Here is a 25,976-nt window from a genome sequence, read left to right on the forward strand (position 1 = left end):
GATTTACGGAGTGGAAACACAAAGGCGCTTGTGAATGCTGATCGATAGCTGGGGGCCTGTGGTATGGCGGCTGCCCTCACTTGCCCCGGCACTGGTTACAGTGCGGCTGTGCCTGTGCTCGAAGTGAACTCCGAACTCGCCGACGCCGCTTTCGGCGCCACGCCAGAACGCGCTGCTGCCGGGTTGCCCGCGGCCGCCGATGCCGCCGGATCCTGGTTGCGAGCAGTCTCGCTCAGTGGAATCGGACACTACGCCGCCGCGCGCGTCGAGCTCGGCCGCGCCCGCCGCGCCACCACCGACCCCGCGCTGCTGTCGCTCACCCACAGCACCGAGGCCTCGTTGCTGCGCCAGCTCGGCTGGCACGGCGACGCCTCCGTCGCCGACGGCCGCGCGGCCGCCCTCGCCCTGCCCGCCGTCGCCGGCGATCTTGCTCTCCTGGCCGCGCCGGCCGCGACCCCGGCGGAAATCAGGCGCGCCGAAGCGGTTTGCGATGCGTTGACCGGACTCGCCGCCGATGCTCTCGGCACCCTCCGCCCGGCGCTTGCCGCCCGGCTGCTGGATCGTTGCCGCAAATACCTCGACGTTCATCTGACCGATGCCGCGAGTGCGTGGCGCCCGCGTGTCCGACTGCACTGGGTGGCTGCCGAGACGGCGCTGTCGGCCCCCGGCTCCGGTTTGATCTCCGCCCCCGCGGCGGACCTCGCGGCCGGCGGTCGCCCGGCTCCGGCCGATCCCGCCCTGGCCCACGCCGAGGCCGCCCTCGCCCTCGCGGAAAACTCGCCCTCGCTGCGGCATCGAGTGAAATCCCGGCTACTTCTGGCCGCCGCCAGTGCCGCCGCGGGTGACCTCGACCGATCCCGGGCTCTCGCAACCGAAGTCGATCGCGCCTGCGCCGAACATGAGCTGCTGCCGCTGCGCTGGGCCTGCGCCATGCTCCGCTCCGGAGTCGAACCCGGAGGTGACGGCGCGATCGTGGCCGCCGAGTGCGCGCGGTTGCTGGACGCTCGCGGCGGGCGATTGCGTTCGGCCAGCGGTCTTCTCGGCCATCCCTGAGTGGCCCCCGGGACTTCCCTGAGTCGTCCCGGAGAAGGACCCCGTAACGGCTGGCATGAATGCGCCAGCCGCTATTGTTGGACCGTTCCGCCCCCATCGGCGGAAGCACCGGCTCTCCCGCCGCCGTGCCACTCTCGAAAACGCCAGGAACAGCTCTGACGATGAACAACACGGGTGAGGAGTTGGATCCCGCAGTCGTCGCTGCCGCAGCGCAGGGCGACCGGGCGGCCCTTTCCCAGGTACTGGTGAGCATCCGCCCCCTCGTGGTGCGGTATTGCCGTGCGCGCATCGGATCGGCCGAACGTGGCCAGCTCTCCGCTGACGACGTCGCGCAGGAGGTTTGTCTGGCCGTCATGACCGCCCTCCCCAGGTACCAGGATCAGGGTCGGCCGTTCATGGCTTTCGTCTACGGCATCGCCTCGCACAAGGTCGCAGACGCCCACAGAAATTCCGCCCGTAACAAGGCGGACGCCATGGCCGAAGTACCGGATGTCATATCCACCGACCAGGGACCGGAGCAGCGAGCTCTCGAATCCGAAACGAGCCGGCAGATGAACGCTCTGCTGGCGACCTTGCCGGAAAAGCATCGAGAAATCCTGATCCTTCGCCTGGTCATGGGTCTGTCGGCTGAAGAAACTGCAGTCGCCGTGGGCAGTACGGCGGGTGCTATACGAGTCGCCCAGCACCGGGCACTCGCGAAACTCAAGTCTCAAGTGGCGAGGGCAGGTGAAATGTATGGCTAGGGATGGCGAGCGCGGTCGGGGCGACTGGAAGGCGCGACCTGGATCGCAGAACAGCGGTCCCTACGCCGAGGCGTCCGGTGATACCGGGCCGGTGGACATTGCCGCGGTGCGACGCGACGATGCACTGATCGACGCCATCTCCGGCGATGGCCCCGTGCAGACGGGTACTTCGGAGGAGTATCAGCTCGCTGCGTTGCTGGCGGACTGGCGCGCGGAGATCATGGCCGAGCCGTTGCCGGCCGGACCGGACCTGGATGCCATTGTCGCCGCGGTCAATCAGGAGATCGGCGCACGGCAGGCCAGAATCGGCGCGTCGAATCGCGGGCGACTCAGGCTCGTCCGGCCCATCCTGGGCGCGGCGGCGGCCATGGCACTCGTCATCGGAGGTCTGACGGCGTTCTCCTACAACGCGAGTCCCGGCGATCCGCTCTGGCGGGTCAAGGAGGTCGTGTTCAGCGAACAGGCCCAGTCAACGGTTGTCTCGCGGGCGGACAGTGATCTGGTGCAGGCGCAACAGCTCATCGCGCAGGGCAAGGCCGACGAGGCCAAGCCGCTGATGGAGCGTGCTGCCGACAATGCCTCCCAGGTCAACGACTCCGGCAAGAAGGACAACCTGACCGACCGCTGGCAGCAGCTGTACGCGGTGCTGCAGCAGAAGGCGCCCGAGGTGGCCAGCTCGCTGGCGGCGATCGCCCCGACCAGCAGCACCACCAAGGTACCGGTCGTGACGACCACGCCGAATCAGCCGGTGCCGCCGGTGAATCCGCCGACCAAGACGGATGGCGGCCCGTCGACGACCATCGATTCGCGGCCGATCGAAACCGCGCCGAGCCCGAATCCGGGCACCGGAGGCGGAGTTTCGACGGTGCCGACCGTTCCGCCGGTGACCACCCTGCCGTCCCTGCCGCAGGAATCCGAACCGCCGGTGGTGCCGCCGACCGGTGGTGGCGGGAACTCGACGTCGGTCGTGGTTCCGAGCGGAGGCAATACCGGTGGCGGTACGACGGGTGGCGGTACGACCGGTGGCGGTACGACGGGTGGTGGCCTGCAGCCGCCGCCGGTCGAAAAGCCCTCGCCCGTCGCGCCTGTTCCGTCCACGATCGTCCTGCCGACCGGCGGCGGCCTGCTGCCGCCGGTTCCGCTGCCGGGGACGCACTAGGACACCCGCTTCACCCGATCGTCGTGCGCCGATCGGGTTTTCACGTCAGCGGGGCGGAACGGCCTTCGCGGGACATGCGAAAAGGGCCTGCATCCTTGGGATGCAGGCCCTTTTCGGTGAATCAGACGTCGAACCCGTCGAATCCGTCGCCGTGCAGTGCCTCGTTCATGGAAGCGTCCGCGTAACCGCGGCAGTAGTCCCAGGTGACGTAGGCCTCGGGCGTCGGGTCGTAGGCGGGCTCGTGCGGTCGCACCGTGCCGTCCACCAGTAGTTGGAGGAGGTTGGCGCGCAACATGTCCCAGTCGTGGTAGTGATCCTGCCGGCAGTCCTCGCAGCTGACCACGAGACCGCGGATGCCGCGGTGGGCCAGCAGCGCCTCGTAGACCGCGAGGTCGGCGAGATCCTCTTCGACCGCTAGGCGCTCGTGAGGATCCAGCGGCTCCCCCGGCTCGATGGCATCGAGCGCGGCCGACGGGTCGGAGGGGTCTCCGGCGAACGGATCCGGCGGCAAGCCAGGTGGTAGATGGTCACGCACAGTCCCACGGTACGCAGAACCACCCCATGTGCGCCAGCGCTGAAGGGGATTTGCCCTCACTTCGCTGGTGGTGCGGCGCACAGTGCGCTCTCGGTGTGGCGCGGGGTGTTGTCCTGGGCAGGCACAGTGGTTGTCCTGGGCAGGCGTAGTGACGTCGTGGCTGCCGACACAGTAATGGCACGGCCGACAAACCGCAGCGGTTGTGGCCGTCGATACGGCGCTGTCAGGCCCACTGACGCGGGGTCGGGCGGGGTGCGGCATGGAATTGTCGAGCCGATACCATGGTTGACCAGAGGCCGGGTAGCAAACGCCGGCATTGCCATTCATCCACGCATTCACCGGTGCCCGGTCCGGTGGATGTTGCCGAGGTCCAGGAGGGGTCGATCCGAATGAGCAGTCCCGTGACGGGCGAACGAAACGCTGGCCGCCCCCATACGGGCGGCGACGATCCCGACAAGATCGCCATGCTCGGTCTCACCTTCGACGACGTGCTGTTGTTGCCCGCGGCCTCGGATCTGATTCCGAGCTCGGTCGACACCTCGAGCAAGCTGACGCGTGAGATCTCGCTGCGCACCCCGCTGGTGAGTTCGGCCATGGACACCGTCACCGAGGCGCGCATGGCCATCGCCATGGCGCGCGCGGGCGGTATGGGTGTGCTGCACCGCAATTTGTCGGTGGAGGCGCAGGCCGCGCAGGCCGAGACGGTGAAGCGGTCCGAGGCGGGCATGGTGACCGATCCGGTGACCTGTCGCCCCGATGACACGCTGGCCGAGGTCGACGCCATGTGCGCCCGCTTCCGCATCTCCGGTCTGCCGGTGGTGGACGAGCGCGGCATGCTGGTCGGCATCATCACCAACCGCGATATGCGGTTCGAGGTCGATCAGGACCGCAAGGTCGCCGAGGTGATGACCAAGGCGCCGCTGATCACCGCCCAGGAGGGCGTCACCGCCGAGGCCGCGCTGGGCCTGCTGCGCCGCCACAAGATCGAGAAGCTCCCGATCGTGGACGGCAGCGGCAAGCTGCGCGGCCTGATCACGGTGAAGGACTTCGTCAAGACCGAGCAGTACCCGAACGCCACCAAGGACCGTGACGGCCGCCTGCTGGTCGGCGCCGCGGTCGGTGTCGGCGAGGACGCCTGGGTCCGGGCCATGACGCTGGCCGAGGTCGGCGTGGACGTGCTGGTGGTGGACACCGCGCACGGTCACCAGTCGGGCGTGCTGCAGATGGTCTCCAAGGTCAAGGCCGAGGTCGGCGACCGGGTGCAGATCGTCGGCGGCAATGTCGCCACCCGCGCGGGCGCCCTGGCGCTGGTCGAGGCGGGCGTGGACGCGGTGAAGGTCGGTGTGGGCCCCGGCTCCATCTGCACCACCCGCGTGGTCGCCGGTGTCGGCGCGCCGCAGATCACCGCGATCCTGGAGGCCGTGGCGGCGTGCAAGCCGCACGGTGTTCCGGTCATCGCCGACGGTGGTGTGCAGTACTCCGGTGACATCGCCAAGGCCATCGCGGCCGGCGCCTCGACCGTCATGCTCGGTTCGCTGCTGGCCGGTACCGCCGAATCGCCCGGCGATCTGATCCTGGTGGGCGGCAAGCAGTTCAAGAGCTACCGCGGTATGGGTTCGCTGGGCGCCATGCAGGGTCGCGGCGAGGCCAAGTCGTACTCCAAGGACCGCTACTTCCAGGACGACGTGCTCTCGGAGAAGAAGCTGGTGCCCGAGGGCATCGAGGGCCGGGTGCCGTTCCGCGGCCCGCTGGATCAGGTCATCCACCAGCTGGTGGGCGGTCTGCGCGCGGCCATGGGCTACACCGGTTCGCAGAGCATCACCGATCTGCAGGCGGCGCAGTTCGTGCAGATCACGGCGGCGGGCCTGAAGGAGTCGCACCCGCACGACATCACGATGACCGTCGAGGCTCCCAACTACACCACCCGTTCGTAGCCGGACATAGCCGGCAAATACCAACGCCCACAAGGTTCGCGGCGCGTCTCGTTCTGGACTGACGGAGCGGGGGAGCGAAGCGGAGGAGCGGAGGAGGGAAGAACGAGACTTCCAGCGCCGCGAACCCGCCCGGAGCGAAGCGGAGGGCAAATTAGACACAGGAGGACTGACGATGCGCGATATGGTCGAGATCGGTATGGGCCGGACCGCCCGGCGCACCTACGAACTGGACGATATCGACATCGTTCCGTCCCGTCGGACCCGCTCGTCCAAGCAGGTGTCGCTGGCCTGGCAGCTGGACGCCTACCGCTTCGAGATCCCGTTCCTGGCGCATCCCACCGACGCGCTGGTGTCGCCGGAGTTCGCCATCGAGCTGGGTAAGGCCGGCGGTCTGGGCGTCATCAACGGTGAGGGCCTGTGGGCTCGGCACGCTGATGTGGCCGCCAAGATCCAGCAGCTGACCGAGGTCGGCGAGAAGGAGGGCACCGAGGCCGCGGTGGCGCTGCTGCAGGAGCTGCATGCCGCGCCGATGCAGCCCGATCTGCTGGCGGCCGCGGTCGCGCAGGTGCGCGCGGCCGGTGTCACCACCGCGGTGCGGGTGAGCCCGCAGAACGCGCGGGCGCTGACTCCGGCGCTGGTGCAGGCGGGCATCGACCTGCTGGTGGTGCACGGCACCATCATCTCGGCCGAGCACGTGGGCGACGGTGAGCCGTTGAACATGAAGACCTTCATCGCCGAGCTGGACGTGCCGGTGGTGGCGGGCGGCGTGTCCGATCACCGCACCGCGCTGCACCTGATGCGCACCGGCGCGGCGGGCGTCATCGTCGGCTACGGCTCCATGCAGGGCGCCACCACCACGGGCGAGGTGCTCGGTATCGGGGTGCCGATGGCCACCGCCATCGCCGACGCCGCGGCCGCGCGTCGCGACTACCTGGACGAGACCGGTGGGCGCTACGTGCACGTCATCGCCGACGGCGAGACGCTGACCTCGGGCCACATCGCCAAGGCGATCGCCTGTGGCGCGGACGCGGTCATGCTGGGTGTGCCGCTGGCCATGGCCCGGGAGACCCCGGGCAACGGCTGGTACTGGCCGTCGGCCGCCGCGCACCCGTCGGTGCCGCGCGGCGCGGTGCTGCCGTACGCCGTCGACGAGGAGCGCGTCCCGCTGGACCAGGTCCTCTACGGCCCCTCCAACGACCCGTTCGGTTCGCTGAATCTGGTTGGCGGCCTGCGTCGTTCGATGGCGAAGACCGGCTACAGCGACCTCAAGGAATTCCAAAAGGTCGGTTTGAACGTCCGCGCCTGAGCGGAGACCGTGTCCTCGCGCCCTTGTGCATTCGCCCGAATGTGCAAGGGCGCGAACTGTATCCGACGTCCGCGCCACCGGTTGACTTCGGCCGCTGTCGAAGTCCTGGATCGGCGGTTTCGTTCGCAAAGGTGACAACTGATTTCGTACCGATCCGGATATCTCGTCGGGTACGTCCACAATCGTTTCTACGGCTCCCAAGCCGCGCGCTGAAGGCGCGGAGCGGCGGGTATGCCGCGGAGGAACTCTCGGACCGCAGTGTTGACGGCCACGGGATGGGTCATGTTCACCGTTTGCCGGGCGCCCTCGATTTCGAGGTAGTGGGCATTGGGGAGGCGGTCGGCGAGTTCGCGGGCGTGGGAACGGGGGATGCCGGAGCGGGTGGGGTGGATGACCAAAGCGGGGCAGGTGATTTCGGATAGTCGGTCCAGGACCGAGTCCCGGCCCAGCAGGGCGCCGGCGGCCACCTCGGTGGCAGTGGGGTCGCGGGCGAGCCAGCGTTTCACCCAGACGGCGCGGTACCAGTCGTCGTCGCCGATGAGCCAGCGGGCGAGGTATTCGGCGAGGGCGGGGCGGGGCCCGTCCTCATACCATTTGTCGAGGAACCTACGGGCGTTGGTGAGTTCGGCCGGGGTGGGTTCGTGCGCCTCGCTGGAGAGCAGGACGAGGGCGGCGACGCGGCCGGGGGCCAGCAGTGCGGTGCGCAGGGCGATGAAGCCGCCCTGCGAAATCCCGCCCACCACGGCGCGTTCCGCGCCGAGTTGATCCAGTACGGTCAGCGCGTCCCGGGCGGAGGTCCAGTACGTGAACGGCAGCCCCTCGTCGCGAGTGCGGCCGTGCCCGCGCGCATCCCAGGTCACGATCCGGAACTCGGGTGTCAGCGCCGCCTGTTGCGACGCGAACATCGTTCGGTCCATGAGGAATTCGTGCCCCAACAGCACCACCGGGCCTCCGCCCCCGCTGTCCTCGTAGTGGATCTCGGCATCGATCGCACGGGCGAATGGCACGAGGTAGAGGATAGCCAGCACCGGTGACAATGCGGCGAGCTTTCCTGCTCACCGCGACGCTCGATGCGACGGGTCGGCCGTGTTCCGAGGCGACTGGCCGAGATTCGTCAGGAATGGGCCGGAAGTCCCTATCGGTGACCCACCCGACGCGAATACCGTCCCGATGCCACCACTTCCGGGCCGGGCGGACCGCCGCTGCCGCTGCCGCGGCGCACCTCGGCCCGGGGTGGAGGTCCATCCCGCCTCCCCGGGACTTCAGCGGGCGGCTCAGTGCCGTTGACTGCCGGCGCACCCGTGCCGGCGGTTGGGTGCCGAACCGAATTCGGACGTACCCGGTGGTTACCCGCACCTCACAAGATCAGTTGTCACCTACCGATCCGCAGGTATGCCCAGCGGATACCGAAGCCTGGGGAGGCGTGGTCAATGTGATGTGTATCGCTCACTAGACTGTGGCCGTGGCAGAAACCCAGCGACCAGTCCTTGTCGTCGACTTCGGCGCGCAGTACGCGCAGTTGATCGCGCGCCGGGTGCGCGAAGCGAGTGTGTATTCCGAGGTGGTTCCGCACACGATCACCGTGGAGGAGATCGCGGAGAAGAACCCCCTCGCGGTGATTCTCTCCGGCGGGCCGAGCAGCGTGTACGCCGAGGGCGCGCCGCAGCTGGACGCGCGGCTGTTCGATCTGGAACTGCCGGTCTTCGGTATCTGCTACGGATTCCAGGCCATGGCGCAGGCGCTCGGCGGGACTGTGGCGCACACCGGGACTCGCGAGTACGGGCGCACCGAGCTGAGCGTGGACGGCGGCATCCTGCACGGTGGCCTGCCGACCCGGCAGCCGGTGTGGATGAGCCACGGCGATGCCGTCACCGATGCCCCCGCCGGGTTCGAGGTGACCGCGACCTCCGCGGGCGCACCGGTTGCCGCGTTCGAGGATCGGGCGCGCAAGCTGGCGGGCGTGCAGTACCACCCGGAGGTGCTGCACTCGCCGCACGGTCAGCAGGTGCTGAGCCGGTTCCTGCACGAGATCGCCGAGATTCCGGGCGCGTGGACGCCCGCCAATATCGCCGACGCGCTGATCGCCCAGGTGCGTGAGCAGGTCGGGGACGGGCACGCCATCTGCGGTCTGTCCGGCGGCGTGGACTCCGCGGTGGCGGCGGCGCTGGTGCAGCGGGCCATCGGTGATCGCCTCACCTGTGTGTTCGTCGATCACGGTCTGCTGCGCGCGGGTGAGCGTGAGCAGGTGCAGCGTGATTTCGTCGCCGCGACCGGGGCCAAGCTGGTCACCGTCGACGCGGTGGAGAAGTTCCTGGGTGAGCTGAAGGGCATCACCGATCCGGAGGAGAAGCGCAAGATCATCGGCCGGGAGTTCATCCGGTCGTTCGAGGACGCGGTCTCCGAGGTGGTCGGCGAGCAGGGCGAGACCAAGGTCGAGTTCCTGGTGCAGGGCACGCTGTACCCGGACGTCGTGGAATCCGGCGGCGGTGCGGGCACCGCGAACATCAAGAGCCACCACAATGTCGGCGGTCTGCCGGACGATCTGGAGTTCGCGCTCGTCGAGCCGCTGCGGCTGCTGTTCAAGGACGAGGTGCGCGCCGTCGGCCGCGAGCTGGGCCTGCCGGAGGAAATCGTTGCGCGCCAGCCGTTCCCGGGTCCGGGTCTGGCCATCCGCATCATCGGCGAGGTGACCCACGACCGGCTGGAGCTGCTGCGCCAGGCGGATGCCATTGCGCGCGAGGAGCTTACGGCCGCCGGTCTGGACAAGTCGATCTGGCAGTGCCCGGTGGTGCTGCTGGCCGATGTCCGCAGCGTCGGCGTGCAGGGCGACGGCCGCACCTACGGCCACCCGATCGTGCTGCGCCCGGTCTCCAGCGAGGACGCCATGACGGCCGACTGGACCCGCCTGCCGTACGAGGTGCTGGAGCGCATCTCCACCCGCATCACCAATGAGGTGGCGGAGGTCAACCGCGTGGTGCTCGACGTGACGAGCAAGCCGCCGGGGACCATCGAATGGGAGTGAGTTCCCGGTGACCACGCGAAGGCCCCGCACCCGGATGGGTGCGGGGCCTTCGGCCTTCTCGGAAGGGCAGTTCCCAGAAGGAGTGTGCGCTACCCCGGCGAGGGGAAGGGGCAGCGCGGTCGGTCAATCCTGGTTCTTTCTCGGGGTGAGAACCAGGACGATGCCGACGACAATGGCGGCGATCACCACGATCCAGCCCAGGGACAGGCCGCCGGAGACGGGCCAGAAGTGGGGGCCGACGAAGGCCCACACGCTCACGCCCAGGCCCAGCAGGCCGGCCAGCAGGAGTCCGAACGAGGGACGACGGTTCTTGTTCTGGTTCTCAGCCACGGTTCACCTCCGCATTTCCCATCTGCACATCGACGGTCAGGTTCAGGACGGGACCCGTTGCCGGGCCGGACATTCCGCTCAGGCAGTTCGAATCGCCCATGCGGACAGTGCATGTCGTATTGACGCGCAGGTTGGGCGGCAGCACTACGCGGGCATCGCCCATGCGTACCTTCACCGCGACGTCGCGGTCCTCGGTCAGCTGCAGCCTGCTCAGGTCGAGGGTGCCCGAACCCATGGTGACGTGGTACTCGGGCAGGAGCTCGGAAGCTGTTGCGGCGGCCCACCGGTGGTCGCCCATCGCGCCCTGATCGAATTCGATGGGACCCACCAGCGAGGCCAGGATGACGAATCCGGCCAGTGGCGCGAGGAGCACCATGAGGCCGTGGCCGCGGCGCAGGAACGCGCCGATGATCAGACCGAGCGCGATCACCGCGAGGGCCGCGGACCCGATCCGGGCCGGGGTCATCCAGTCCACGCCCGAGGCGGCCACGGCACCCGCTGCGGCGGCGGCCAGGATCGCGAGGCCGATGGTGACCGCGGTCAGCCGGGAGCGCGGGCGGCGCGGGGGCGCCTGCACGGCGGTCTGCTGCGGCGGCATGCCCGGCTCGGGGAGCGCCCAGGCCAGCGGGGCCACGCCGAGTGGATCCCAGCCGGGCGGGGTGGGCCCGAAGTCGGGGGAGATCGGCGCGGGCCCGAATCCGGTCCGCGGGCGATCGGCGGCCGACGGAATCTGGTGCAGCACACGGGGTTCGCCGATCTCGGGAAGGGCGGGCGTCTCGTTTCCGCCGGTATTCCCGTCGTCGGCCGGTGTGGCGGGGTTGTCCGGGGCAGGCGTGGCAGGGGCTCCGGGCTTGCTCATGTCGACCGGTGCCGCCGGAGCTGCGCTGCCGGGCTGCCCGGAATCCGCCGCCTGGCTCCCCGCGGCCGCGCTCTGATCCGGGGTCCCGGTCCGGGCGGCGTCGGTCGGCTCTCCGGAAGTGCCTGGGCCCGAGGGAGAGCCGGACTTCTGTATCACCACGGTGTCGGCCACAGAGGATGCTGGAGCGTAGCGCGTATCGAGCACCTCGGTGACAGCGGCGTCCGGAAGGTGCTGCGGGGTAGGTGATTCCGGGTGCAGCACGGCGGTGTCGGCGTCGGGCGGGTTGGCGCGGAGTACCGCTGTGTCGGCATCGCCGCTCGGGGCGGGTTGCTGTTCCGTGCCGGGCTGCGACATGGGCTGGGCGGCAGCGGATTCCGGCGCGGGCGGCTGGTTCGGGTCGGGCTCGTAGTGGTCCGGGAGGGTGGTGTACGGGCCGTAGGTCTGGAAGGTGACGGCGTTGGCGCCCGGGTAGCCGGTCCAGTACGGGTTGGTGGTGCCGGGGTAGCCGGTGTTGAGGAGGCTGTCGGCGGCCGTCTGGTCGAAATAGGCTGCGGGCGGCTGGGTTTGGCGCTGGTAGAGCAGCCACCAGCCGGCCAGCATGAGCGCGAAGCTGATGACGCCGGACCCGCCGAGCCCGACGCCGACGGGTCCCATCGTGCTCACGGCGATCCCCAACGCCACCATGAGCACGATGGTCCGGGACGAGTTCTGCGAGGACTGGCCGCGGCCGAACAGCGATTCCGCCGGCGAGGACTGGTCGCCCGCCTGCGGCAGCAGCAGCCAGCCGAGCAGGTAGAGCACGATGCCCGCCCCGCCGAACAGCGCCGACACCACGAACGCCACCCGCACCAGGACGGGGTCCACGTTGTAGCGGCGGCCGAAGCCGACGGCCACGCCCGCGAGCGGTCCGTCCTTCGGGAAGCGCATCGGCCGGGTCTGCCACAGATCGTGAAGCTGATCGGAGAAGCCGGTACGCCCGGCGCTCTTGGACCAGTCGCTCGTTCTCGTCATGGCTTCCATCGTGCTGTTCGGCGTTGTCCGGGCGCATCGGGGATCACCCTGAATGGGTACCTGAACTTCGGCCCGGAGCCGTGCCCTACCGGCGGCGATGGGTGCGGTCCCGGGCCCTACAGGGTGATGGGGTCGCCGTACACCGCGCCGCTGCCGCCGTCGGGTCCGGAGTCGGCGCTGATGAGCGTGTAGGGCCGGATGGTGAGTGGTCCGCCGCAGTCGCCGACCATGAGGTGGAAGTCCTGGATCAGCAGTGTCCCGGTGCCGCCGTTGCCCGGCAGGTCCTTCTCCCCGGCGACCACGTCGGCGATCTTGCCCGGGGCGATGGAGATGTCGACGCCGACGCCGCCGGTGACCGTGGGCCCGACGCTGAGGTCGACGCCGGCGTGCGGGCCGAGCGAGGTGTCGAGCCCGGCGGTGGCGGTGACGGTGGGATCGAGGTCGAGTTCCGGGTCGATGTGCAGCTTGGCGTCGATGTCCGCCTGGCAGGCCACGTAGTACCCGGTCTTCAGATGTCCGGTGGCTCCGGCGGGCACGGTCCCGTAGGAGGTGCTGTCCAGGAACACTTCTCGATTGGTCGGCATGCCGTTCAAGGGCGCGATCGGCCGGGCGTCCAGGTCCCGCTGCCCGACGGTGAACGCGAATCCGCTTGCCGTCGAATAGGTTTTCTCGTGCGGCGCGTAGGCCGCGCTCGCGTGTGCTGTGATCATTGCGTATCCGACGGCTGCCGCGACAGCCGTCAGTACCCGTGCGCCCTGCATTGTTCTCCCCGCGATCCTGCCCAAATCTGCGGCACGCTGCGCGGGCCGTTGTCGATGATCAGCGGCGAATCTCCATGATCACTGCGGGTTCCCTGGGAGTCGGCTGTGTGGATCAGTGGCAGGGCGGGCGGTAGGTGAGGTGGATCGGAAACCCGGGTTGTCAGCTCGCCTGCTGCTCCTCCTCGCCGGAGTCCCAGCGGCGAGCCGCGCGGCGCAGTGCGCGCACATCGGAATAGCCGAGACGGTGGGCCAGCGACGACTTGGTGGTGGTCTCGGCGGCCTGCCGGGCCACCGTCTGCCGGGCGAGGTCCAGTTCGCGCCGCCAGGTGGTGCCGGATTCGGCCAGATGGCGTTGCAGGGTTCGCGGGCTCACGGTCAGGCATCGCGCGACGGCGTTCAGTGAGACGTCGTCCCCGCCGAGCATCTCCCGTAGCGCCCGCTGCACCTGCTCCGGCCAGGAGAGCTCGTCGAGCAGCGGAGCCGACAGCGACTCCGCGTGCCCACGCACGATTTCCGCGAGTACCGGATCGGCGGTGCGCAGCGGCAACGCCAGGTCGCAGGCCCGCAGCGTCACGCTGTCGAACGGGGCGTCGAAGTCGATGGCCGCAGTACCGAAGGCGTCGACGAACGCGCCCATGGCCCGAGGTGGTTTCTGTCGCAAGGTGATTCGGGTCGGCGTGATCGATGCCCCGCTGGCGTGCCGGATGCGAGCCAGCGTGCTGGCGTAGGCGGCCTGGATGGTCAGATCGGCGCCGCGCCCATCGCCGTCGATCATCTCCAGCACCATGGTGTGCTCGCTGTCGCTCGAGTCCGGAGCCGACCTGTAGTGGTGATTGGTGGTGGCCATCAGCGCGCTGCTGCGCCGCACCGCGGCGAGCCCTTCGGCGACGGTGGCGGCCGTGCTGAACAGGTAGTCGAAGATGCCGAACCGGCCGATCCGGTACGTCGTGGCGATCCGCAATCCGACTTCCGGTGCTTCCTGGCGGAATTCGGCGTTCTCCCACAGCCGCAGGTAGGCGCCGCTGGACACCATGCCGTGCTCGGTGGTCAGCACCGACTGCGGCAGGCCGGCGTCACGCAGCAGCATGCGTGTGTCGACTCCTTCGCCGGCTGTGTTCAGTACGCATCGGGCCAGTACTGCGCTATAGGCGGGCACCGAATCGAACACATGGTCATCGTAAGCGCTGACCGGAATCCGACGCTCGGGTCACGCTCTCGGCGAAATCGGTGGTGGATCGCCTTCGCTGCGGCGGCCGGTCGAGGATGACGCGTTCGGTTCCCTACCTGACATGAACGGTCCTTCTGCGAGTCGCCCGTGGTCGGCAACGCTGAGGCGGTGTCAGAGAATACGACCGGGGAACCGCGGCGGCTGGTGTTGGGAATCAGCGGAGCGACCGGAATCGCCTATGGCATCCGGGCCTTGGAACTTGCGCGCAAGGCCGGGGTGCAGACCCATCTGGTGGTGACTCCCGCCGGGCAGCAGACCCGGGCCTACGAAACCGGGTTCAGCGCAAAGGATCTCGCGGCCATGGCCGACGTGGTCTACCGTCCCGCCGACATCGGGGCGGCCATCGCATCGGGCTCGTTCCGGACGGCGGGAATGCTGGTGGCGCCGTGCTCGATTCGAACACTGTCGGCCATCGCCTACAGCAACGGTGACAACCTGCTCACCCGCGCGGCGGACGTGACTCTCAAGGAACGGCGCCGCCTGGTGCTGATGGTGCGCGAAACCCCGCTGACACTGGGCCATCTGCGCGCGATGACCGCGGTCACCGAATCCGGAGGCATCGTGATGCCGCCGGTGCCCGCCTTCTATCTGCGCCCCGACAGCATCGACGAACTGGTCGACCACACCGTCGGCCGGGCGCTGGATCTGTTCGGCATCGATTTACCGGATATGCCCCGCTGGGGCGAATGACACCTGCTCGAAGGAATCATCGTGAAACATCTGAAGAGCCTGCGCGAATTTCTCTCGGAGCTGGAGCAGATCGGCGAGCTGCAGACCATCGATCACGAGGTCGACTGGGATCTGGAAATCGGTGCGGTCACCCGACGCTCCTACGATCTGCGGGCTCCCGCACCGCTTTTCACCAACGTCACCGGATACGGCGATACCGGGTTCCGGGTGCTGGGCGCCCCCGGCGCATTCAGCAGCGCCGAACATCAGTTGGCGCGCATCACGATGGCGCTCGGGCTACCCGCCGAGGCGAAGGGCCAGGAGCTGATGGAGGCGCTGGTCGAGGCCCGCAGCAAGCCGGGTATTCCGCCGGTGGAGGTGCCCAGGGAGGGCGCTCCGTGCAAGCAGAACATCCTGCTCGGTGACGATGTCGACCTGACGATTTTCCCGACGCCGCGCATTCACGGCAATGACGGCGGTCGCTACATCGAGACCTGGGGCATCAATATCGCCCGCACCCCGGACGGGTCGTGGACGAACTGGTCGGTCAACCGCATGATGATCCACGACAGCAAGAGCCTGGCCTGTCTGATCGCTCCGGTGCAGCATCTGGGCATCGTCCGCTCGAAGTGGGCCGAGCTCGGCAAGCCGATGCCGATCGTGCTGGCGCTGGGCGTGGAGCCGGGACTGCCGTTCGTCGGCGGAATGCCGTTGCCGGAGGGCGTATCCGAGTGCGACTTCATCGGCGGCTATTTCGGCGAGGGCATCGAGGTGGTGCCCGCCGAGACGGTCGATCTGCTGGTGCCCGCGACCGCGGAGATCGTGATCGAAGGCTTCGTGTCGATCGACGAAACCGTCATGGAGGGCCCGTTCAACGAATTCCCGGGCTACAACGCCACTGTCGCCTCTCCGAAGGCGCGTTTCGATGTCACCGCGATCACCTATCGCGACGGTGCCATCCTGCCGGTGGTCGCCGCGGGCCCGCCGGTCGAGGAAGATCACACCTGCACCGCCACCATGCACGGAGCGGAACTGCTCTACCAACTGCGTCAGGCCGGGCTGCCGATCTCCTCGGCCTGGCACACCCCCGAGGCCGCCATGCACTGGCTGACCCTGTCGGTGCGCCAGGACTGGCACCGGACTCTCGGGATCTCCTCGGCCGAATTGGTACAGCGGGTCGCCGATGTGGCGTTCACCGGCAAGGCATCGGTCAACGCACCCAAGATCCTGCTGGTCGAGGACGATGTCGACATCACCAACGTCGACGAGGTGGTGTGGGCGTTCGCGACCCGGTCGCACCCCGACGTGCAGCGCGGTGAATTCCATTTCCCGCACAAGCTCAGCGACGACCTGCCGGTGTACCTCGACGACGAGGAGAAGCACACCTTCATGGCGGGCAAGGTGGTCTACAACTGCCTGCTCGCCGACCTCTACCCGGAGGGCAAGCGCCCGGTGAAGGGCAGCTTCGAAAACGGTTGGCCCGCAGAGATTCAGCAGCGCGTGCTGTCGAACTGGCAGAAATACGGCTACCGCTGATCCGTATTCCGAGAAACGAAGGAGAAAATTGATGAGCAATCCCGAAACCACCCATGCCACCGGCCGGATCACCGTCCACAAGTACGAGCCGGCGGCCTACGAGGAGCCGGCCGAGGGCCCGGTGCTGACCCGGATCCACGTCGAGGAGAGCTTCAGCGGCGACATCTCCGGTGAGGGCGTGGTGGAGTTCCTGCAGTCCGCCAATGCGGACGGCACCGCCAGCTTCGTCGGCATCGAGCGGGTCACCGGCACCATCGCCGGCCGGGCGGGCACCTTCCTGCTGCAGGACCAGGGCAGCGTCGCCGACAATATCGTCAGCGGTGAGTGGTTCGTGGTACCCGAGTCGGGCACCGGCAAGCTGGCCGGCTTGCGGGGCACAGGCGGCTTCAAGGCCAACCTCGGTGAGAACGCCGAGATCTGGCTCGACTACTGGTTCGAGTAGAAGGTAGGGGACACCGCATGTCTGAATCACTGGCCGGCAGAACGGCCCTCGTGACCGGGGCGGCCACCGGTATCGGCACAGCCATCGCCCGCGCCCTGGCGGCCGCGGGCGCGCAGGTGGTGATCAATCACCCGCACACCCCCGATCTCGCCAAAGCCGCTGTCGCCGAGATCGAATCGGCCGGCGGCAGCGCGATCGAGATCGCGGCGGATGTGACGAACCCGGACGAGTACCGGGCGATGGTGGAGCAGTTGCTTTCCGCCTTCGGTCGGTGGGACATCCTGGTGAACAATGCGGCGGTGGCCGTCACCAAGCCGTTCGACCAGGTCACCTCCGAAGAGTTCGATCGCAGCTTCGCGGTGAACGTCAAGGGCGTGTTCCACGGTCTGCAGCTGGCCTGGGATCGCCTGGCCGACGGCGGGCGCATCATCACGATCTCGAGTTCGACGACCGGATTGATGTTGCCCGGCTACGCGGTCTACGACGCCACCAAGGGCGCGGTCGAACAGTTCACCCACATCCTGTCCAAGGATTTCGGCAAGCGCGGCATCAGCATCAATACCGTCAGCCCCGGCGCCACGGAGACCGAGACCTACCGGATCGGCAAGAGCGAACAGTTCCTCGCCGGCCTGGAAGCGTTGAGCGCCTTCGGCAGGCTCGGCCGGCCCGACGAAATCGCCGCCGTGGTTGCGTTTCTCGCCTCCGACGCGGGCGGCTGGGTGACCGCCCAGAACATCCGCGTCAACGGCGGCACGGTCTAGTACCGCGGCTGCATTCGGCTAAGCGGGTGGCCTCGGCGTCGGTCTTCGCCGGCGGCGAGGCCACCTTTCCAGCAAGGGTTTTCGTGGCCTCCGGCCAGGCCGGGGGCGATGAATCGCGAGTGCAGTTGCGATATCAGCCGAGTCGGAACCCTCCGCCCAGCCGATCAGGCTGCCCGCTGCTGCACTAGCGCACGATTCTCGCGTTCCACCCGGGCGCAGATCGCCGCGACCGAGTAGCGGTCCCGGCTGTGCGGGGCCGCGCCGGAGCGGGATGTCCGGCGCGGCCGGAGGCACTCCTACCGGGACCTCATGCCCAAGCACCTCGATGTGTACGTCGGGCTGGAAGCGGCAGCCGCCGGATGCGTCACGTACCAACCGGAATTGATTCCTGGACTGCTGCAGACCGAAGAATATGATCGCGCTCTACTCTGTGCGCGGTGGCCGAACGCGCCGGCGGAGGAACGAGATCGGCGCACGCAGATCAAGCAGCATCGACAGGTGGCGATCACTCGCAAGAACCGCCCCCTGGACGTCGACGTCGTGATCGGCGAGGCGGCGCTGGGGCGCCCGGTCGGTGGCCCCATGGTGATGGCAAGGCAGCTACGGCATCTCGCGGATACCTCGACGCGCGACAATGTTTCGATCCGCGTACTCCCGCTTCGGGCTGGTTTTCCGGGCGGCGTGTCGATGCTGCCATTCGTGATTCTGGACTTCGGTACCCCGCCTCCCGGTGAGCCGACGGAGCCTCCGGTCGTGTACCTGGAGGGGATGGTCGGCAGTATGTACCTTGAAGATCAGGACGATGTGAGGATCTACTATTCCGCCCACGAGACCCTCCGTCAGGCCGCCTTGGACGAGACAGCCTCTCGAAACCTGTTGAGACGGATCGCAAGGGAGTACGCACCGTGAACGTCCACCTGCCCAATGCACAGTGGTTCAAGAGCAGCTACAGCCAGGCCGGCGGGGAGTGTGTCGAGGTCGCGTTCCTGGATGGGGGGCAGGTCGGCGTTCGTGATTCGAAGCACGCCGATGGTCCGGCGCTGGTGTTCACGCCTGGCGAATGGGATGTGTTCACCCGTGGCTTGGGCAGCGGCGGGTTCGACTGCCCGAGGAGCTGACCGACGATCGAAAGGTCAACGGCCCGTTCGATTTCGGGCCGTTGACCGTCGAGGCCGCGGTCATGCGGAGGCGGCGATCTTCCAGAGGTGGCCGTCGGGGTCGGCGATGTAGCCGAAGTAGCCACCCCATTTGGCGGCGGTGGCGGGCTTGACGATTGCGCCGCCGGAGGAGATGGCGGTGTCGATCACCGCGTCGACTTCTTCGGTGGTGTCGACGATGTGGTGGAAGGAGACGCCGCGGAAGCCGCTACCTTCCGGGGAGACTCCGGCGTCGCCGGCGGCGTGGGCCACCGGGTAGATGCCGAGGGCGGAACCGCCGTCGAGTTCGAACGAGGCGAAGTTCGGGAAATCCTGGCCGAGCTTCGCGCCGAGGGCGACGTAGAACTTCTTGGAACGCTCCATGTCGTCCACTGCCAGCATGATGGTGGTGACCTGCAGAGCCATTGTCTTCTCTTTCCTGCCGTTGTTTGCGGGTTCACTCTCTCGACCGGCCGCGTCGGCAGTATGTGACAGACAGTGGCATGGATCACACCGACGGAATTCGGGTGCGATCGGCCGAGCGAACTGCCTCCGGCACCAAAGCTGTGACGCGCCTGCGTCAGGCGGTTTCGCGGTACACCGCGATCACGGGAATCTTGCGGGTCGTCTTGACTCGGTATTCGGCGAAAACCGGCATGAGCTCGATCATGCGGTCATAGAGCTCGTCAGCTTCCGGCCCGGTGACGAATTCTGCTTTGCCCGTGTACTTTTCGTCACCGACCTCCACTGTGAGCTGCGGATTGGCACGCAGGTTGTGGTACCAGGCGGGATGCTTGTCCGCGCCGCCGTTGGACGCGATGAGAACGATGCGCTCACTGTCGGGGACGTAGACGAGCGGATTGGTGATCGCCCGGCCGGATTTCGCCCCGGTCGTGGTGATCAGCACCAAGTTGGTGCGGCCCTCGAACGTCCCGCCGACCTTCCCGCCGTTGGCCCGAAACTCCTCGATCACAGATTCGTTGAATGCGTTCATAACCCCTGTCCTGTTCAAGATCTGCTGCTGCCAACCGAGCGGGCCGGGGAGAAATTCCGCTTCGTCAGTGGGCGGGACAGGGCGGCTGGTACGGGAGCTGGGGGAGGTAGCGGTGCCAGAGGGATTCGGTCCAGCGGGTGGCGGTGACCGCGCAGATGCGGTCGACCGCGTGGCGTTCGTCCAGGTCCCACAGGCGGATTCCGCCGTCCTGACCGCCCGCCGCAACCAGCGTGGCCTTGCTGTCCAGCGTTGTGGACCAGCCGGCCTTCGCGGATTCGGACAGCGGGCCGCCCAGGCGTCTGGGATCGGAGGGATGGCTGAAGTCCCACAGTTGGACGGTGCCGTCTTCACTGGCGGTCACCATGGTGTGCGCGTCGGAGCTGAAGCCGACGGAGGTGATGTTCAATGTGTGCGCGGCGATCGGTTCGCCGAGCTGGACCGGGTTCGCGGGGTCGGTGATGTCCCAGCTCTGGAGGAGTTCGTGAGCGGTGACGACCATGGTGTTTCCGTCGGAGGTGAATCTCGCCTGGGTGTCCCCGGTATCGGTTTGCCGGAGCAATTCACCGAGTGGTCGCGGATGCCTGGGATCCGCGATGTCCCACCGGGTGACCGCGAATTCGTTGTTGGCTTTGCGATGTTCGGACACCAACAGGGTCTTGTCGTCCGCGCTGAAAGCAACCCAGGCATAGCGCACGTCCAGCGCGATGGGGTCGCCCAGTGTTACCGGCCGCGTGCGATCCGAGAGGTCCCAGAGCTGGACCGGGCCGCCGTACCTGGCGGAGGCCATGGTGTGCCAGTCGTGCGACATGCCCGTCGCGCCCAGGGAATCGGGTGACAGCGGCCAGTCGGGCAGCGCCTTGATATGGGCTGGATCGGTGAGATCCAGCACGTGGACGGCGGTCGAAACGGTCAGTATGAGCGTGCGGCCGTCGGGTGACAGGCCGGCCCCGGTGTAGTCCGGATCGGTGCGATACTCGCCGATCCGCCTGGGTGACCGCCGATCTCGGATATCCCAGACGGTCACCCGTCCATCGGTGGAGTAGGTGACCATGCGCTCGCCGGAGGCATCGAGCAGGGGCGTGCGCACCCATCCGGTGCCGCCGACCAGCACCGCAGGCGGCAGCGACCAGGTCAGCAGCGCGCCGTCGCGACCGCCCGCCGCTAGGGTGCGGCCATCGGGAGCGAAGACCAGGGCGTTCGCGCCGCCGGAGCACGGCATGCTGACATCGGTGAATTTGCAGGTGATTCCGGGCAGGGAGAGCTGCGCGGTGAGCGCGGCCGGGTAGGCGGGTTCGGTCACGTTCCACAGGGTCACCGCGTGGCCGCCCGCTGCGGCCAGTGTGCGGCCGTCCGGTGCGAAAGCCAATGCGGGGATACTGCTTTCGCCGGTATCGACGGGTGTTCCCACCGGGCGCGGACGGGTAGCGTCGGACACGTCCCAGAGCGTGACCGTGGCGTCGTTGGAACCGACCTTCCGCATGATGCCCACCCCGGAACCGACCGCCAGGATCTTGCTGTCGGGGCGGAATGCGAGGGCCGCGAGATCCTGGACTCCGGTGACGGCTTCGCTCAGCAGTGTGGCGGACAATCCGGGGCCGTTGATATCCCACAGTTGTATCGAACCGGTCCGGTAATCGATGACGTGTTCGACAGCGAGGGTGTGGCCGTCGGGTGCGAGCTCCATACGGCCGAGGTAGGGGTCGCGGCCGGTGGGGAAGAGTTGTTGTGGGCTGCCGGAGACCGGTGCCGCCGGATTGCTGACATCCCAGACCGTGAGCCGACCCGGGACCAGCGTCAGCAGGGTGCGACCGTCACCGGTGAAGGCGGCGCGGTTGAGCTTGTCCGCGGTTCCGGGCAGCTGCCCGATCTGCCGTGGTGCGTCCGTTGTGCCGGTGTCCCACAACCGGATCGCGGTCTTTCCGGAGGGATCGACCGTGGCCATGAGCTTGCCGTCGGCGCTGAACGCGACCTCGCGGGCATTATCTACCGTCGCGCCCAGCAGCCGCGGATGCTGGGCGTCCGCGGCGTTCCAGAGGTGCAGTGTGCCGTCGTAGTCGGTGGAGGCCAGCTGGGCGCCGCCGGGCCGGTAGGTCACCTGCCAGATGCCGTTCCGGTGGCCCGGGGTGCTGGTGACCAGAGGCATGGTCTGGGTTTGCAGCAGCCGTGACCGCACCTCGTCGTCGCTCGGGCGAAGTCGGCGCGCAACCAGATACAGCTGGGCGGCCAGTGACGGATCCACGCTCTTCAGACGGTCCGCCTGGGCGAGGACCGCGGCGAAGGTCTTGTCGTCGCGCTGTTGCTGGACCAGGCGGGTCTGTGAGTAGGCGCCGAAGGCCACGATCAGCAGGCCGACGCCGAGCAGCGCCAGCACCGCCGTGGTGCGGCGCGAGCGCAGCCGCGATCTGCGGCGCGCACCAGCCGCGGCGGTGAGGAATTCGTGCGCGAGAGGCCCGACCGGTGGCGGGTCGACGTGGTCGAGCGCGTTGCGGAGCAGGGTGCCCCGGTACAGGAGGGCCGAATCGCGTTCCTGGGCCGCCCATTCGGCGGCGTCGGTCTCCAGGCGCTGGCGGACGAGGTAGCCGACGCGGTCCTCGTCGATCCAGGCGCGCAGGCGGGGCCAGGCGGTGAGGACGATTTCGTGGGTGAGGGTGACGTTGTCGGCGTCGAGGGTGACCAGGCGGGTACGGGAAAGGAGTTCCAGTGCGGCGGCGGCGGATTCGCTGTCGGCGGTTCGGCCGAGCAGGTCGGCGCGATGGCCGGGGCGGCGGGTGTCGCGGGTATCGCGGGCCACCGTGACCAGGCCGAGCAGGATTTCGCGGGCGGCGGCCTGCTGGCCGGGAGACAGTTCGTTCCAGGCGTATTCGGCGGTCTCGGCGACCGAGCCGACCACCCCGCCGGCTTTGCGGTAGCCGGAGACGGTGAGGCGGCGGCCTTCCCGGTGCTGCCAGGTGGCGGCCATGACGTGGGAGAGCAGGGGGAGCGCGCCCGGGTCGTAGGTGCGGCGGTCGTGATGATCTCCGGCGCCGCAGAGTTCGGTGATGACCAGCTCTTCGAGGCCGGGCTCGAGTTCCAGGCCGATGGTGCGGGCAGGGCCGGAAATGGCCTGGGCCAGTTCGTCGGTGCGCATCGGGCCCAGCAGGAAGCTGCGGTGTTCCAGGGCGTTCTGGAGGATGAGGTGGTTGAGGCAGTGGGCGTAGAAGTCGGCGCGCAGGGCCAGGACGACGGCGATGGGGTCGTCGGTGCGAGTGGCGCAGGTGTCCAGGAGGGTGAGGAAGGCCTCGCGGTCGTGGCCGCTGTCGCAGGTGGTGAAGAGTTCCTCGGCCTGGTCGATGACGAGCAGGCGGCGCGGGCCGTCGGCGCGCGGTGCCAGCGTGGCCTGGAGATGCGAATCCGGTGCGGGGGTGGTCGGCTCGGGTGTCGGCGGCGAATCGTGTTCCGTCGCTTTCGGGACCGCCTCGGCTGCTGGTTGCGCGACCGCGGCGCACAGTGCCTCGAGGGGTTGCGCCCCGGGCGTGAGAAGCGTTGTCTCCCAGCCGGTGAGCGCTGGGATCAGGCCCGCCGCCAGTAGTGACGACTTGCCTGCACCGGAAGCTCCGATGACTACGACGAGTCCGGTGGATGCACGCACGAGGGCGGTGAGTTCCGCGGTGGCGCGGGTGCGGCCGAAGAAAAGGTCACGGTTCTCGTGGTCGTAGGGGGTCAGACCGGGGTACGGGCAGGCGGCCTCGGCCTCTTCCTGCGGGTTCCAGGTGGTGGCGGCCTGCCAGAGGCGTTGCCACTCTTTGGGTTCCGCCAGGTGGCGGGGGAGTGGTCGGCCCGTCTTGCGGGCCAGGTCGGTCAACGTGAGGACGACCGGGAGCAGGGATTCGAAGCGGGCCGGGACATTGCGGCCGGCTTTCCAATCGCTGATGCGTTGTGCGGACGCGCCGCCTGGGCGGGTGCCCTGGGCGGCGCGCATGCGGTGCTCGGCGGCGGTGGCGACACGGCGTAGGGTCGGATTCCCCGCTGCCTCATAGAGTTCGGTGAAGCGCTGGGCGAAAAGTGCACGGGGTGAGCGGATCTGATCTTCGTCGATGTCACCGGTCACCACGTGCTGTCCCGCGTTCCCTCGTCCCCCGTGCGCACCACGCCAATGTAGCGGCCGGAGAACGAGAGTGGCGAAACGATTCACAGGACGATCGGGTCGCCCATGATCTCGTCGGTCGCGTCCGCGCCGGGTGAGGTGGCCTCGATGATGGTGTAGGCCTTGATGGTCAGCGGGCCGGCGCAGCCGTCGACGGTGAGCCGGTAGTCGCGGTTGAGGGCGTAGCCGGTGCCGGCGCCCGAGAGCTGCTTCTCACCGAGTTTGATGTCCTTTATGGTGCCGGGCTTGATGCTCAGGTCGACGCCGACGCTGCCCGAGATCTCCGGCGTGATCGCGACACTCGCCGTCGGCGTCACCTCGGTGAGGCTCGCGCTGGCCCCCACCGAGGCATCGGCGTCGATGCCGACCTTCGCCGCCACATCGAATTTCACGTCCAGGTCGACCGCGCAGCCGGCGAAGTAGCCGTAGCGGATCTTGCCGGTCCCGCCCTCGACCCTGCCGTAGAAGGTGTTGTCCAGGTACACCTCCCGGCTGGTCGGCCACCCGTTCATCGGCGGCACCGGTCGGGCCGCGCTGTCGGATTGACCGACCGTGACGGTCATGCCGTTCGGTGCGCTGGTGATCCGCTCGTGCGGCGCGAGCCCCCCGTCCGCGTGGGCGATGCCCGCCGTCCCGCAGAACAGCGACGCGGCGGCGATGGCACCCGAGATAGCGGTCTTGATGATCATGTGAGTCCTCCCCGACTCTCGAAGCGGAGCTCGTTCGCCCCGCTGAAATGAAGGTAGGAAGACAGCCCCCGACCGGGCGACGGCCTTCGGCCGCGACGGCCGGAAACGCCCTGATCGGGGGCCCGGGAGCAATTGTCCGGTCCGGCCGGGGCAGTCCGGCCGGAGCTCGGGCCGGCCATCCGGTCCGGTCGGGGCATCATCGGCTGCGAGACCGGACGACCCCGTGCCGCATCCGATTGCCGTCCAGGTCAGTGGCGCTTTCATGTCCGGTCCGGACAAAACGGCGCCTCAGGGATCGAATCGGGGTGTTTCCTGATGTCGGGTGTCAGCGGCCCGTGCCAGTATCGAAGGCATGTATCCGTCCGCGCCCCTGTACGACCCTGCCCGCGGGGCGGTCACTCCCGTGACCCAGCCCAGGCTGGTGCGGCGTACCGGCGGGCGCATCGTGGGCGGGGTCGCGGGCGGGCTCGCCGATCACCTCGGGATCGACGTGTTCAAGGTGCGGATCGGTTTCGTGCTGCTGTCCGCGCTGGCCGGGGCCGGGATCGTGGCCTACGGGATGCTGTGGATCTTCACCCCCGCCGGGGGTGACGCCGCTCCGCCGACCGGGTCGGAGCGGCGGCAGGCCATCGGATTGGCGCTGCTCGGTATGGCTCTGGCGGTCGCCACCGCGTGGGTGTTCAACGGGACGGCCGCGCATGTGGTGGGGCCGATCATCGTGGTGGCGGTCGGCGCGGCGCTGGTGTGGCGCGAATTCGACGCGGACGGGCCGAGATCCGTCATCGGGCTGCCCGCCAAACCCTCGGTGGTCACCTGGGCGCGCATCGTCGGCGGGGCCACCCTCATCGTGGTCGGGCTGGGCGTGGTGGTGCTGGGGCGCATCAACCTCAGTTCGCTCGGGTCGGCGCTGCTGGCGGTGGCGGTGACCCTGGTCGGGGCCGGGCTGCTGACCGTGCCGCTGTGGCTGCGCATGATGCGCGCGCTGAATGCCGAGCGCTCGGCGCGGATCCGCAATGACGAACGCGAGGAGATCGCCTCGCACCTGCACGATTCCGTACTGCAGACGCTGGCCCTGATCCAGCGGCAGGCCGGCGACCCGCAGGAAGTGGTGCGGCTGGCCCGCAGTCAGGAACGCGAGCTGCGCAAGTGGCTGTTCGAGGACACCGGGCCCGCGCAGTCCAGCCTGGCCGCCGCGCTGCGCACCATCGCCGGCGAGGTGGAGGACCAGCACGGGGTGAAGGTCACCCCGGTCACCGTGGGCGACGTGTCCATGGACCTCGACGACAGCGGGATCGGGCTGCCCAAGGAACATTTCACCGCGCTGCTCGGGGCCGCCCGGGAGGCGCTGGTCAATGCCGCCAAGCACGCCGGGGTGCCGACCATCGACCTGTACGCCGAGGTGGAGCCGCATCAGGTGAGCGTCTTCGTGCGCGACCGCGGCAAGGGCTTCGACCCGGACACGGTGTCGAAGGACCGGCAGGGCGTGGCCAAATCCATCCACGCCCGCATCGAACGCCGCGGCGGGCACGTGGAGATCAAGTCCGCGCCCGGCAACGGCACCGAGGTGCGAATCTTCATGCCGCGCAAGGACGGTGGCGACGAGCGGCTGGTGGTGCAGACCGACACCCCGGAAGACGCCACCCAGCTGTGAGCCGCGGAGTGTGGTACCGATGGGGTCAGGGTTC

Annotated in this window: 23 protein-coding genes; 13 read left to right on the forward strand and 10 right to left on the reverse strand. The window is 68.5% G+C overall.

Translation table 11 applies throughout. From position 1 onward, the window contains the following. Positions 1-108: 108 nt before the first annotated feature. The 3 genes from ACFXIV_RS35680 to ACFXIV_RS35690 all read left to right on the forward strand — a co-directional run bounded on the left by ACFXIV_RS35680 (position 109) and on the right by ACFXIV_RS35690 (position 2,955). Positions 109-1,053, forward strand: a complete 945-nt coding sequence (locus ACFXIV_RS35680; protein ID WP_379394721.1) for a hypothetical protein — start codon at positions 109-111, stop codon at positions 1,051-1,053. A 161-nt stretch (positions 1,054-1,214) separates the two neighbouring features. Next, complete coding sequence (locus ACFXIV_RS35685; protein WP_213557917.1) at positions 1,215-1,796, forward strand: sigma-70 family RNA polymerase sigma factor; 582 nt, start codon at positions 1,215-1,217, stop codon at positions 1,794-1,796. Continuing rightward, positions 1,789-2,955 carry an anti-sigma-D factor RsdA gene (locus ACFXIV_RS35690; RefSeq protein ID WP_379394723.1) on the forward strand — a complete coding sequence of 389 codons (1,167 nt, stop codon included), beginning with the start codon at positions 1,789-1,791 and terminating at the stop codon, positions 2,953-2,955. Before ACFXIV_RS35685 ends, ACFXIV_RS35690 begins: the two co-directional genes overlap by 8 nt. Before the next feature lie 121 nt (positions 2,956-3,076). Here ACFXIV_RS35690 and ACFXIV_RS35695 read toward each other — a convergent pair whose 3' ends face one another. Beyond that, the gene (locus ACFXIV_RS35695) at positions 3,077-3,490 is read right to left on the reverse strand and encodes a DUF5319 domain-containing protein (RefSeq protein WP_029923780.1); all 414 of its coding nucleotides are present in this window, start codon (positions 3,488-3,490) and stop codon (positions 3,077-3,079) included. Positions 3,491-3,879: 389 nt separating this feature from the next. On the opposite strand from ACFXIV_RS35695, the gene guaB reads away from it, so the two are divergent. Together guaB and ACFXIV_RS35705 are read left to right on the forward strand one after the other, a co-directional pair. Then, positions 3,880-5,424 (forward strand): IMP dehydrogenase, encoded by a 1,545-nt coding sequence (gene guaB / locus ACFXIV_RS35700; protein ID WP_379381801.1) that lies wholly within the window; start codon positions 3,880-3,882, stop codon positions 5,422-5,424. A 172-nt stretch (positions 5,425-5,596) separates the two neighbouring features. Continuing rightward, positions 5,597-6,730, forward strand: coding sequence for a GuaB3 family IMP dehydrogenase-related protein (locus ACFXIV_RS35705; RefSeq protein WP_379394725.1), 1,134 nt, complete (start codon positions 5,597-5,599; stop codon positions 6,728-6,730). Positions 6,731-6,918: 188 nt separating this feature from the next. Here the strand turns inward: ACFXIV_RS35705 and ACFXIV_RS35710 are convergent, their stop codons facing one another. Beyond that, positions 6,919-7,737: an alpha/beta fold hydrolase gene (locus tag ACFXIV_RS35710; RefSeq protein WP_379394727.1), complete on the reverse strand. Its 819-nt coding sequence runs from the start codon at positions 7,735-7,737 to the stop codon at positions 6,919-6,921. A 449-nt stretch (positions 7,738-8,186) separates the two neighbouring features. Between ACFXIV_RS35710 and guaA the strand changes: the two genes are divergently transcribed. After that, positions 8,187-9,752, forward strand: coding sequence for a glutamine-hydrolyzing GMP synthase (guaA, locus tag ACFXIV_RS35715; RefSeq protein WP_354830306.1), 1,566 nt, complete (start codon positions 8,187-8,189; stop codon positions 9,750-9,752). Positions 9,753-9,875: 123 nt separating this feature from the next. On the opposite strand, the gene ACFXIV_RS35720 is transcribed toward guaA, so the two are convergent. The 4 genes from ACFXIV_RS35720 to ACFXIV_RS35735 all read right to left on the reverse strand — a co-directional run bounded on the left by ACFXIV_RS35720 (position 9,876) and on the right by ACFXIV_RS35735 (position 13,881). Next, positions 9,876-10,082 (reverse strand): hypothetical protein, encoded by a 207-nt coding sequence (locus ACFXIV_RS35720; protein WP_379394729.1) that lies wholly within the window; start codon positions 10,080-10,082, stop codon positions 9,876-9,878. Beyond that, entirely contained in the window at positions 10,075-11,952 is a 1,878-nt protein-coding gene (locus ACFXIV_RS35725; protein WP_379394731.1) for a PspC domain-containing protein, read from the reverse strand. The genes ACFXIV_RS35720 and ACFXIV_RS35725 overlap by 8 nt, the downstream gene beginning before the upstream one ends. A 116-nt stretch (positions 11,953-12,068) precedes the next feature. Continuing rightward, complete coding sequence (locus ACFXIV_RS35730; RefSeq protein ID WP_379394733.1) at positions 12,069-12,662, reverse strand: MspA family porin; 594 nt, start codon at positions 12,660-12,662, stop codon at positions 12,069-12,071. 211 nt (positions 12,663-12,873) lie between these two features. Continuing rightward, the gene (locus ACFXIV_RS35735; RefSeq protein WP_379394735.1) at positions 12,874-13,881 is read right to left on the reverse strand and encodes an AraC family transcriptional regulator ligand-binding domain-containing protein; all 1,008 of its coding nucleotides are present in this window, start codon (positions 13,879-13,881) and stop codon (positions 12,874-12,876) included. Between the two features lie 168 nt (positions 13,882-14,049). On the opposite strand from ACFXIV_RS35735, the gene ACFXIV_RS35740 reads away from it, so the two are divergent. The 6 genes from ACFXIV_RS35740 to ACFXIV_RS35765 all read left to right on the forward strand — a co-directional run bounded on the left by ACFXIV_RS35740 (position 14,050) and on the right by ACFXIV_RS35765 (position 18,467). Further along, the gene (locus tag ACFXIV_RS35740; protein WP_379394737.1) at positions 14,050-14,631 is read left to right on the forward strand and encodes a UbiX family flavin prenyltransferase; all 582 of its coding nucleotides are present in this window, start codon (positions 14,050-14,052) and stop codon (positions 14,629-14,631) included. Between the two features lie 21 nt (positions 14,632-14,652). After that, a complete protein-coding gene (locus ACFXIV_RS35745; protein ID WP_379394739.1) occupies positions 14,653-16,146 on the forward strand; it encodes a UbiD family decarboxylase in 1,494 nt (497 codons plus the stop codon). Positions 16,147-16,177: 31 nt separating this feature from the next. Continuing rightward, complete coding sequence (locus tag ACFXIV_RS35750; protein ID WP_379394741.1) at positions 16,178-16,588, forward strand: DUF3224 domain-containing protein; 411 nt, start codon at positions 16,178-16,180, stop codon at positions 16,586-16,588. Between the two features lie 17 nt (positions 16,589-16,605). Continuing rightward, positions 16,606-17,349: an SDR family oxidoreductase gene (locus tag ACFXIV_RS35755; RefSeq protein ID WP_379394743.1), complete on the forward strand. Its 744-nt coding sequence runs from the start codon at positions 16,606-16,608 to the stop codon at positions 17,347-17,349. 309 nt (positions 17,350-17,658) lie between these two features. Further along, positions 17,659-18,258, forward strand: a complete 600-nt coding sequence (locus ACFXIV_RS35760; protein ID WP_379394745.1) for a DUF5753 domain-containing protein — start codon at positions 17,659-17,661, stop codon at positions 18,256-18,258. Then, positions 18,255-18,467, forward strand: coding sequence for a DUF397 domain-containing protein (locus ACFXIV_RS35765; RefSeq protein WP_379394747.1), 213 nt, complete (start codon positions 18,255-18,257; stop codon positions 18,465-18,467). Before ACFXIV_RS35760 ends, ACFXIV_RS35765 begins: the two co-directional genes overlap by 4 nt. 60 nt (positions 18,468-18,527) lie before the next feature. Here ACFXIV_RS35765 and ACFXIV_RS35770 read toward each other — a convergent pair whose 3' ends face one another. The 4 genes from ACFXIV_RS35770 to ACFXIV_RS35785 form a co-directional block, all read right to left on the reverse strand. Continuing rightward, entirely contained in the window at positions 18,528-18,911 is a 384-nt protein-coding gene (locus tag ACFXIV_RS35770; RefSeq protein ID WP_379394749.1) for a VOC family protein, read from the reverse strand. A 154-nt stretch (positions 18,912-19,065) separates the two neighbouring features. Further along, positions 19,066-19,479 (reverse strand): nitroreductase/quinone reductase family protein, encoded by a 414-nt coding sequence (locus ACFXIV_RS35775; RefSeq protein WP_379394751.1) that lies wholly within the window; start codon positions 19,477-19,479, stop codon positions 19,066-19,068. A gap of 64 nt (positions 19,480-19,543) precedes the next feature. Next, a complete protein-coding gene (locus ACFXIV_RS35780; protein WP_379394753.1) occupies positions 19,544-23,566 on the reverse strand; it encodes a hypothetical protein in 4,023 nt (1,340 codons plus the stop codon). An 80-nt stretch (positions 23,567-23,646) separates the two neighbouring features. Next, on the reverse strand, positions 23,647-24,291 hold the full coding sequence (locus ACFXIV_RS35785) for an MspA family porin (RefSeq protein WP_379394755.1): 645 nt from the start codon (positions 24,289-24,291) through the stop codon (positions 23,647-23,649). A gap of 352 nt (positions 24,292-24,643) precedes the next feature. On the opposite strand from ACFXIV_RS35785, the gene ACFXIV_RS35790 reads away from it, so the two are divergent. Further along, entirely contained in the window at positions 24,644-25,942 is a 1,299-nt protein-coding gene (locus ACFXIV_RS35790; RefSeq protein WP_379394756.1) for a PspC domain-containing protein, read from the forward strand. The last annotated feature ends 34 nt before the right edge of the window (positions 25,943-25,976 follow it).

Source organism: Nocardia sp. NPDC059236 (assembly GCF_042754085.1).
Classification (GTDB): domain Bacteria; phylum Actinomycetota; class Actinomycetes; order Mycobacteriales; family Mycobacteriaceae; genus Nocardia.